Annotated in this window: 10 protein-coding genes and 4 pseudogenes; 7 read left to right on the top strand and 7 right to left on the bottom strand. The window is 35.8% G+C overall.

What is annotated here, in order from left to right:
• Positions 1–245, bottom strand: a pseudogene (locus XEN7305_RS30190) (IS6 family transposase); the annotation flags it as partial.
• Positions 246–456: 211 nt separating this feature from the next.
• On the opposite strand from XEN7305_RS30190, the gene XEN7305_RS01095 reads away from it, so the two are divergent.
• From XEN7305_RS01095 to XEN7305_RS01085, 3 genes are all read left to right on the top strand, one after another.
• Positions 457–1,017: a DUF4833 domain-containing protein gene (locus XEN7305_RS01095; protein WP_006507467.1), complete on the top strand. Its 561-nt coding sequence runs from the start codon at positions 457–459 to the stop codon at positions 1,015–1,017.
• A gap of 245 nt (positions 1,018–1,262) precedes the next feature.
• On the top strand, positions 1,263–1,466 hold the full coding sequence (locus tag XEN7305_RS01090) for a hypothetical protein (RefSeq protein WP_006507466.1): 204 nt from the start codon (positions 1,263–1,265) through the stop codon (positions 1,464–1,466).
• A gap of 553 nt (positions 1,467–2,019) precedes the next feature.
• Complete coding sequence (locus XEN7305_RS01085) at positions 2,020–2,565, top strand: hypothetical protein (RefSeq protein WP_006507465.1); 546 nt, start codon at positions 2,020–2,022, stop codon at positions 2,563–2,565.
• Between the two features lie 239 nt (positions 2,566–2,804).
• Here the strand turns inward: XEN7305_RS01085 and XEN7305_RS28005 are convergent.
• Both XEN7305_RS28005 and XEN7305_RS28000 read right to left on the bottom strand, forming a co-directional pair.
• A pseudogene (locus tag XEN7305_RS28005) lies at positions 2,805–3,511 on the bottom strand (IS1 family transposase).
• A gap of 68 nt (positions 3,512–3,579) precedes the next feature.
• A pseudogene (locus XEN7305_RS28000) lies at positions 3,580–4,268 on the bottom strand (IS1 family transposase); the annotation flags it as partial.
• Between the two features lie 444 nt (positions 4,269–4,712).
• Between XEN7305_RS28000 and XEN7305_RS30185 the strand changes: the two are divergent.
• Together XEN7305_RS30185 and XEN7305_RS30180 are read left to right on the top strand one after the other, a co-directional pair.
• Positions 4,713–4,805 carry a hypothetical protein gene (locus tag XEN7305_RS30185; protein WP_071591307.1) on the top strand — a complete coding sequence of 31 codons (93 nt, stop codon included), beginning with the start codon at positions 4,713–4,715 and terminating at the stop codon, positions 4,803–4,805.
• Positions 4,783–4,920 carry a DDE-type integrase/transposase/recombinase gene (locus XEN7305_RS30180; RefSeq protein WP_369792502.1) on the top strand — a complete coding sequence of 46 codons (138 nt, stop codon included), beginning with the start codon at positions 4,783–4,785 and terminating at the stop codon, positions 4,918–4,920. Before XEN7305_RS30185 ends, XEN7305_RS30180 begins: the two co-directional genes overlap by 23 nt.
• Before the next feature lie 153 nt (positions 4,921–5,073).
• Here the strand turns inward: XEN7305_RS30180 and XEN7305_RS01055 are convergent, their stop codons facing one another.
• The 4 genes from XEN7305_RS01055 to XEN7305_RS28465 form a co-directional block, all read right to left on the bottom strand.
• Positions 5,074–5,547 (bottom strand): hypothetical protein, encoded by a 474-nt coding sequence (locus XEN7305_RS01055; protein WP_006507458.1) that lies wholly within the window; start codon positions 5,545–5,547, stop codon positions 5,074–5,076.
• 54 nt (positions 5,548–5,601) lie between these two features.
• On the bottom strand, positions 5,602–6,102 hold the full coding sequence (locus tag XEN7305_RS01050) for a hypothetical protein (RefSeq protein WP_040896303.1): 501 nt from the start codon (positions 6,100–6,102) through the stop codon (positions 5,602–5,604).
• 162 nt (positions 6,103–6,264) lie between these two features.
• Complete coding sequence (locus tag XEN7305_RS01045; RefSeq protein ID WP_006507456.1) at positions 6,265–8,208, bottom strand: hypothetical protein; 1,944 nt, start codon at positions 8,206–8,208, stop codon at positions 6,265–6,267.
• Positions 8,209–8,523: 315 nt separating this feature from the next.
• A complete protein-coding gene (locus XEN7305_RS28465; protein ID WP_144053172.1) occupies positions 8,524–8,772 on the bottom strand; it encodes a hypothetical protein in 249 nt (82 codons plus the stop codon).
• Between the two features lie 515 nt (positions 8,773–9,287).
• Between XEN7305_RS28465 and XEN7305_RS01035 the strand changes: the two genes are divergently transcribed.
• Both XEN7305_RS01035 and XEN7305_RS30175 read left to right on the top strand, forming a co-directional pair.
• Positions 9,288–9,497 (top strand): hypothetical protein, encoded by a 210-nt coding sequence (locus XEN7305_RS01035; protein WP_144053171.1) that lies wholly within the window; start codon positions 9,288–9,290, stop codon positions 9,495–9,497.
• A gap of 72 nt (positions 9,498–9,569) precedes the next feature.
• A pseudogene (locus XEN7305_RS30175) lies at positions 9,570–9,814 on the top strand (IS6 family transposase); the annotation flags it as partial.

The raw sequence follows: 9,814 nt of genomic DNA, 5'->3' as shown, positions 1-9,814 counted from the left end.
GTGAGTGAAGACAAACCCTCTAAGCAAAAAGAGCTCTGCGACATCTCGATACTGAGTTTATAGCGTACCCGACAGAATATCACTTGAAAGATAATGTCTGTGGGAACTTCAACATAGTTGAATTGAGTATTGCTACGTTCATTGTAAATTCGACGATATAGCTTACACCGGAACATTCTATAACCTAGATTAGTAGTTCTTTGTAGCAGTGAAAATTTAGTTGAGCAACAATGTGGACAATTCATTCCAAGCTTTTGTCATAGAATTTATGAAACATAGCTTATCAGAATCATTTTTGGCTACTCAGTTCTGACAGATTAGCTACCGTAGAGTTTGTCCAATAATTTTAATCATTTCTTAAGAGTTTTTTTTTGGATATGTCTGTTTAATGAGGTCTTAGAGAAGAATATATAAAACCACTTAAGAAAAAACTTAAAACAGAGGTTATTACAGCGAATGTTAAAATCAATTCCTGGTGGCAAAAAAAAGCTATTAAAATTTTCTTTTATAGGCAGCGTAATTACATTGTTATTACTCCCAACTACATACTCTTATGCTTTTAAACCTAATAGTATTTTTTTCGTCACCAAAAGCGATAACAGAAACCAGGTACATTATGGAGTACAAACTAATCCCGATTGTTCTTTGAAGCCATCTTCACCTGCCTATCCTTACTGGAAACTTGCAAATGGCAAGCTAGAAGGTTTGCTCTCGATTGAAGTTCCAATCTTTGGGATTGCTAACCAGACTGTTTCGGGAAACGAAGTAGTTTTGGAAATTAATGGATTTCGAGGAAGAGGAATTTCAAAACCTATCGTAATTCAGGCTGCAAAATCTGAAGGTCAGGATTGTCAAATATCAGCCTTTGCAGAAATCAATGGAGAAACTAATCGTCTTTTACAAGTTCACATTGATTGGACGAGATTTCTCTTTGGAGGAACTGTTCATAGCATTACCTTCTATGGCACCAATAATAAGCAAGAAAAGATTGTCTGTAAGGCAAATTGCAGTTTATAGAAAAAATCATTGAATTCTCCCCCAACTTTTATCACAACCCGAATATAAATCAACAAAATCAATGATTTCGAAAAATCAACATTTGTTGGTAGAACTCCTCACCAGAGAAACGATAAAGTTTTTCCAGCGAAAAACAATACGAGCTGACTAAAGTAGAATTTTTGCTTTAGGGGATACTCTAAGTTTTTAATTCGCTATTGTTCTATCAAATTGTAGTCTTACTACAATGCCTAGGGGCCTTAATTATGGATATTAAAGATCGAGTAATGTACGAAGAAAATACAAGAAGAGCAGCTAAAAAAGCAGCTGAAGAATTAGCTAAATATTCTTCAAATACAAATTTAGCTAATGCCGCATCTTCTGGAGGATTAGGAACTGCTGTTAAAGCTATTGGAGCAGTTGTACTTTTTCTAGGAGCTATAGCTACTGGTCAGAATCCAGATTGTTAACTTAAGTAATAAAAACTTTAATCCTCTATAGATTAAAGTTTTTATTCACTTCAACATTGGGGAATGGTTTTTTGAATTCACTCTCTCAGTGGCGTTGTTGCATAAATAAAATAGACTCCACAAGGCTTTTAGTGATCAAGATCGGTCAAAAATGGTATTTTCACGATATTCACAGATTCAATCCCTTGCTACATAAGGGATTGAATCTGTTCAACAAAGCCTTTAAATAGTAAAAAACTAGAGTTTAGCACTGGTTTCTAAAGCGGAACCAGTGTCAAACACATGATACTAACCAAATGCCCGATGAGTTTATTTTAGATTATTTACCATCAGCCTTGATTCTTTGGTTCGTCGCGAGCGCCTAAAAATGTGTTTTTTGAATTCGCCAACAGTATTCGTATCTCGGCTGTACACCATTATAGCTTGTAACTTATCAACTATTTAAGCTTTATTAAACTTTGTAGCAAGCAAGTCATTAGTTGTATAGTTAACAGTTAAATTAATATCTAACCCTACTAGTATCTTTATAAATCCAAAAATAAAATATATTAAAATGAATACTAACTATAAAAGTCTTTCCAAAATCTTATCAAGATTAAATTTTTTATCTATCAGCTCTACTTTGTTTATTTCTATTTTTATGTTGTTGACTGCATCTACTGATCAAAGAATGGTAAATGCTCAACAAGAACCATCTATGGAAGATAACCTAAAAGGAATTTCCACATTAGAACTTGACATAGAAAAAGACGAAGATTTTTGTTCTCGGGGTGGAAGCAAAAATTACTATCGTCGAGAGGTTTTATCTTATTTACAAAATAAAGGGATCCCAGTAATTCCAAATAATACTCAACAGTCTAATCCAAAATTAATATTGAACATTGATTGTTATTCTCACGATAACATTGACGGGGTGACTTACACTTTAGAACTATACGTCACACAAATCTATAATATCAACGGAAGAAAGGCTAAAGTTATCATTTATCATGATTTAGCCTATGGAGGCACTCCTTCTTCTTATTATCCTGAAGATGAGCAAAAAGGTGTTGTCCACACTCTGGATTCGTTTATAGAAGAATGGAATTCTGCTAAGTAGTCGTCTAAAATTAACGAGATTGTCAAATAGTTTGTGTAAGGAGTAAATACTTATAAAGGAAATCTACCTTTAAATTCACTCCCAATGCTAGATGAATAGCTTTATTAATTACTCTTCCTTCATGGCGTACTTTAACAACTGGTAGTGCTAAACAAGTAATGATTCATTGTAATGGCGAATGAAATACCAGATAGCGCCTATATGATTTTCTAAAGATTTAGAAAAAGGGCGTTGGTGAATCAAGCTATGAAACGATAGGGAACAGGAACATCATTCCATCGGAGATAATGAATCAACAAACGAATTGAGTGTTTTAACATCACTAAAGATTTAGAGTAACAAAGAGTTTTGCGATGTAATCGCGCAAGGTAATGCCTAAGTCTGGTATTTTCTCCTTCTACTCTAGTCATATAGATTTTGCTGACAATCTGGTCGCCATCAGGAATGAATTTGGGATAGACTTTCCAGCCATCGGTTACATAAAAGTAACAATCCCATTGACTAGCAATTTTCCATAGGGGCTGAAAAGTTCGACTACTGCGTTCACCAATGGCCCATGCCAAGATACCTGGTTTAAAGTGATCTACTGCCGTCCACAGCCAAATTTGGTTTTTTTGGCTCTAATAAAAGTCTCTAGTTCATCCAACTCTCCGACCTGCGGAATTACTTCTGGCTCATAAGCATCAGGAAGTAATTCTCCTATCTGTTTAACCCAATTGATAACTGTGGTGTGATGAACCCCTTTAACTCTTTCTATGGCTCGAAACCCCATCCCGTTAACTTACATTTTCAAGCATTCACGCCTTACATCATCACTATAACCACGATAAGTCTCATAACTCTCAATAAATTGACGATGACAGTTAACACAAATATAATTCTGCTTTCCCTGTCTATTTTTGCCGTTTTTACGGATATGCTCTGACTGGCATTCTGGGCATTGCATAGCTACTTCTTTTGATTTCTTGTCATACGAATTTATCTTAATTCATGTTTCAATTCAGCAACGCCATAAAAAGATAAAGTCTTCCTAACTAAACGAGATACTCTTTGTCTAAGAATATTGTTAAATCTTTCAATATAGCTAGTCTTGCCTGTTTCCTTTCCTACAGCTCGATGACGTTTACAAGGAAAAACGGCACCATATGCAGTCCAAAAATCAGTGTAGACAACTGCACACTGACGATAGACTGGCGGCAATGAATTCCATAATTTTCTAGCAGCTTGTTCATCGTGATCGCCAATATGAACTCCTACAATTTCCCTAGTATCAGCATCCAATGCAAGCCAAACCCATTGCTTATTACCTTTGTGATCAACAAATGACCATAATTCATCGCACTGAATAGTTAACTTCCCTTTTTTTTTGCGGTTACTGATATTTCTCGCGGGACTAGAGCATATTTCTTGTTAACGTAGGATTGCAACCATCTCTCAGAAACTTGTGCGACGCGAGCAATTCCTGCCAGTGAATTCGCTCTAAGAGTAATCTATCAATTAATTCTCTTTTTTCTTGATCAATCACTATCTTGGTTGGATTTTGGACAAACTGCGGTGCGCGTTCCCTTGCTGAGGCTCCCTCAGCAAGGGAACGCGCACCAAGAGAGCCGACCACAATCCTGACACTTAAATCTTTGTTTTCCATTGTGAATATGACCATTTTTTGACAGTTTTTCTGAAGAACAATAAGGACAAATCGGCATTTGTAGAAGTTTCTAAATCTCAGCGATTATTTTATATCACTACTTCTACAGGACTAACTAACAACTAAAGCGCCGAGAAAAACTATGAGATATAACTCATCTAAGGTTCGATTCTGCCATGCTTTGCGCTCTGCTTCTACGGCCTCAGTTACATTGGAGGGACTGTCAGGTCAACAAAGAAGGGTGTGAAATAATAGAGAAATGAATAATAATCCCTATGCACGCCACCGATTTCCTGCAGAAATAATCAGTCATTGTGTCTGGCTCTACAATAGCTTCTCCTTAAGTTTGCGCGATATTGAAAAGATGATGCTCTACAGAGGAGTGGAAGTAACCTATGAAAGTATTAGAAATTGGGTAAATAAATTCAGTCTTCCTATCGCTAAGAAAATCAGAACTAATCGTCGAAAATCAACCGATAAATAGCATCTAGAAGAAGTCAGAATTGTCATTAAAGGAGTAGGACATTGGTTGTGGCGTGCAGTGGATAGTGAAGGACAAGTCCTCAGATATCTTGATTCAAAAACGACGCAATAAGAAAGCTGTTAAAAGATTACTCAAAAAGCTCGTAAAGAAACAAAAATTGACTCCTAGGGTGATAGTTACTGATAAGTTAAAGAGTTATGGAGCGCCAATAAAAGAAATGGAATGAGAAACAGACCATTGAAATGCACCCAATTGTCTAGACAAGAAATCTAAGTGATTAAGATAGAATGCTGCAAGCTTTTGAACGCGGCGGAAAGAAAACCCCGAATATGGGGGTTTGCTGTTTTCTAGTCCTGCTTTTAGGTTCTTTTGTCAGCCATTATTCTTCTAGTCTGTTGATTGCTTCTTTTATGCTTTCGTTAGCTTCGTCTGTCTCATTGAAGCAGCCCTTCACTCTAACAATCTGCTTTTCATTAGGCACCATATTTTCAAGAATTTTTTGCCACCAGCTACCATGCTCCGACAACGTCTTACGATATTCTTGATACATAGGTAAATCTTCTATTGTCCGAAATTGAATCTTATCTTCTACACTTAAACCACAAGAATGGAATTTTGTAGAACCTAGAGAATGACTAGACTCACTGGTTGTTCCTTCCATACTCAGGTTAACTGAATAATCACTAATCGATAAGATTTTAGCTTCTCTAAAATTGGTAAAAGGGAAAGATAAGGCGGGTTGAGTAATAAGCAAAGTTAAAGATGAAGCAATTAACGTTTTTCCCCAGTGTGTTCCGGTTCGAACTTGAACTCCAGCATTACGTAGTCTCTGAGAAGAACTATAGGCGCTCATTTTAAAACAACTCCAGTTTGAATACGATTACAGATCTTTGAATTTGATATAGTTTTATGGTTTTTTGACAATTGTTGGTTCATTGGAAAGATAAGCTTTACCATATTTATTAGCCAAAAATTGAGAAAACACACCAGCTTTCTCCATATCATAGAATGAAGCTACTTGAATTACTTTTTGATTGTCTGATTTACGTAGTACAGGCAATGCATCAGAACAATATTTTGCTTTAATCGTACTTAAGTTACTTGAACTGTAAGGTACACTGACAGCTTTATATTCGATAGGATACATTGAAGAGTCTGAAGGTAGTGGATCTCCACAAGATTGTCTGGGAAAAGATTCAATGGGAAAATATCTTGCCATTGAATCTTCAGTTTTTTCTTGATTTGCTAAGCTTTTGTCCTGTGTAATTACCCATATACTAGTTGCTATTCCGAGAACTTCTATCCCCATTTTTATCCATTGTAGAGGAATAGCTTTTGTAGATTTTTGTATTCCAAAATTCATAAAGAGTGCAAGCATTGAAATAGCAATAATTTTTCTTGTTTTCATGGTCATAAAAAAATAGACAACATTTTGATCTTTAATTTCTTCGCCACTTATGAGCTAGAAATCTTATACAAAATATTCTTATATTAGTTTTAGAATTTCTTTCAACAAATGTTGTCTATCACTAGACATGCTATCCATGACATCACTCTAATTGAAATTATTTTAAAATGGGAGTTGTTCATCAAGATTATTAATGTCGGCAAACTGAATATCTAACTTAGCCGTAAGTCCTGGTCTAAATCTTAGACCAGAAACATTTACTTCGATAGTATCTTCAGTAAAGGAAATGTCTGAATGTTCTAGACCTAGTGAATTTAGAGAATCATTGATAATAACATTCTCAATAGCTGGGATTTCATCATAGATGTCAGTAAAAACATAGCCATTAAAATCTGCGTTAGCAAAATAGCTCGAATCTTCATCATCATCGACTTCAAAAAAAATACTCCCGCCTCCTTGATTGTCATAGGCAAGATCGATATTGACATCAACTATTCGGCTACTATTGTCACTAGTAAATAACCCAAATAAGTTAGAAAAACTAGGAAATAATAAATCGGTCAGAGATAAACCAGCAGAGCTTGAATCAGTATAACTATTTTGAATCTCATCAAACTCGACATCATCATCAATAAGACTGATTAGGGGAGCTCCGAGAAGAGACTGAAGATCTGGAGAAAATACTTGAACTTGGATCTCGGAAGTTCGAGGAATAGTAATCCCTAACTTAGTTTCACCCTCAGAAAAGTCATTAATTGTCAGGGAATTATTAGGGTCTAATACAGGATATTCCGGGGTACCAGATAAAATGCGGCTAAATCTCATTTGCTCTTCGCCTAGCTCGCCGCTAACTTCCTCGATTAAGTAACCATCTAATTCCCAAGTATCATCGCTAATTATTTCTGCAACACCTTCGATGGAGTTGCTATTAACAAAAGAGAGCTCGCCATCACCATCAGCATCATCGATGAAGTCATGGCCATGATTATCAGAAAATAAATAAAAATCATAACCTTCGCCACCAATTAAAGTATCATTACCCTCTAGTCCGGTCAGGTTATTGGCCAAATTATTGCCGATAAGCAGATCACTAAGGGGAGTACCAACCGCATTCTCAAAATTATCCAGGACATCTATAGGAAACCCATTACCTAAACCAGTATTAAGGTCAAGAGAACTGCTAAAACCAAGATTGAGGTTAATTTCAACCCCAGCCGGTAAGATAGCTGATGCGTAGGAAATAGTATCTTGGCCTGGGCCACCATCAATAATTGAATGTTGATTAGTATTAACCAGTAAAAGACTATTTCTGATAACTAAATCATCCCCAGTATCGTTAGTCGCATCAAGGATATTGTAGGTAGTAAATAAAGTAATTTCGTCGCTGCCAGGAGGATTTTTGATATATTGAAAATTATCATATTCAGCATCATTGAGAACCGTCACATCAGAGCCCAAAGCAAATGAAGATAGAGAAGGAATACTAGCTCCTAGTTCGTTAAAGAGATTAGCAACATTAACAAAAGAGTCCTCCCAAAAACTAGCCCCATTAGCAAACCAATTGCGGACATTTTGTTCGGAATTTTCGCGATAAAAATCAAGGAAAGTTAGTTGGTTTCCCGCACTAATGGCAAATCTGGAAAAAGGACCAGAGTTTTGAGCAGACCAGTCCAAAATCCCCCCAATAGCAGCGGCTGAAGTGACGGCATTTTCAATAATAGTCTCCCCAGTGGCCACATAAGTTGCGGTAAAAACACTCTCGCCAGCAGCACGTTGTATTTGAAACTCATCGACAAAATTTAAACCTCCCCCTATAACAGCAAGTGGTTTTGTTAACCATAATTTTGCTTTGCCAATTTGGTCAGTGTCATTTTTGAGAGAAGTTTCAATAATTGTATCAAGAGCCTCTTTTGTTACCAAAAGTGAATCTGAAACTATTGATAAGCCATTAGAGCCATTGATTGATTCTTGGGGAGCATTATTATCAATAACAGGATTGAGGGTGAGAACTTGATTATTGCCATTAATTGCTAGATCTGGTTCGGTGGCAGAATTTAATGGACCGGTTGATTCATCAGCTATTTCGTATTTAATAACTCTGGCCATGCTTATTCTCCTAATGATTAGTAAAGATATTTAGTAAAAATTGAATCAATGAAGAACTAGGACTTTATTCAACTGCTACAGTGTCATTTTTAAGGCTTAATAGCTCACGGGCTTGGCGAATCAACAGCTAATTTTGTGCTGCGTTTCTGCAACAATAGATAGGTTTTTTATCGTAACCCTCTATGTATTTTGCATATGCTGGCCCCTCAGTAGAGAAGCATCTTAAACCACCTTCTCCACACTCAGTCAATTGTTGTAGCTCTTTCATAAAAGCTAGAAGAGAACTTCTAGATGTACCACTGTTTATAAAAACAGCTAATTGCTCATCATCTGTAAATTTAGAACCAACATCAAGGGGGAGAAAAGGCATAATCGCCACAGTAGAAATATGATATTTGTCAGCTCTTCGACAATATCCTCAAGGTGGCGAGCTGCCCTCTCCGCAGCTCCTAACATAGATGGCGTGAAACGTTTATCCTCGGGGGATGTTGTCAGGATAGTAACGTTGGGTTTTTGACTCATCTGATGCTTTTCTTGATGTTTGGCAAAACTTATAACTGTCATCTTGTTTTAGCAAGGTCTAATAGTTCAGAGGCTTGGGGACTCAACGGTCGTCCCCCAGGGGTTTGTGATAATCCATCTCAGACTGTAAAAACCTGTTGATTCATCAGATACTTGATATTTAATAACTCTAGACATGCTATCTATCCTATTAATTCAAGTACATCTATATGAAATAAATCGAAAAAGTTCCGTTAAGAACTTATATAAAATCTTCTCTTATAAAATTAGATAAATCTTTCAACAAATGTTGCATTTTACAAGTAAATATATTGATATATAAAATATAATAGATAGTTATTAATTCAGTTTAGAATATATTTACAATAAAAAGTATATTAAGTATGTATTGATTTATGTGGTATTGTATCGTTTTAGCTCGAATATTTTTATTGAAAACTAATAGTAACTACGGCTTTTGAGTTGGTGTCAGTAATCAGTTTGGTACTCAAGTAAATCGAATTGGATTTAACATTGATACTTTTGGTAGAAGTAATAATATTGATACCGAAGTATTTTTGAGTTGGTCATTGTATAAGAATTTTTCTCATATAGAGACAAGTCAATCTGGTCGTGAAAGTCAATTAACTTTTGGGTTAACTCAGGGATTCGGTAATACAAAAGGTCTTTTGGATAATTACGATTGGTCTCTTAGTAGTAACAATACAGAAAGAAAAAATAGCATTAGTTTGTACACGACAATTTATGATGATACCTATCAAACTTAATCTGTCAGAACTGAGTAGCCAAAAATGATTCTGATAAGCTATGTTTCATAAATTCTATGACAAAAGCTTGGAATGAATTGTCCACATTGTTGCTCAACTAAATTTTCACTGCTACAAAGAACTACTAATCTAGGTTATAGAATGTTCCGGTGTAAGCTATATCGTCGAATTTACAATGAACGTAGCAATACTCAATTCAACTATGTTGAAGTTCCCACAGACATTATCTTTCAAGTGATATTCTGTCGGGTACGCTATAAACTCAGTATCGAGATGTCGCAGAGCTCTTTTTGCTTAGAGGGTTTGTCTTCACTCAC

The organism is Xenococcus sp. PCC 7305 (assembly GCF_000332055.1).
GTDB lineage: Bacteria > Cyanobacteriota > Cyanobacteriia > Cyanobacteriales > Xenococcaceae > Xenococcus.
The sequence above is the reverse complement of the archived record's forward strand: the minus strand, read 5'-3'. Positions and strand labels throughout refer to the sequence as shown.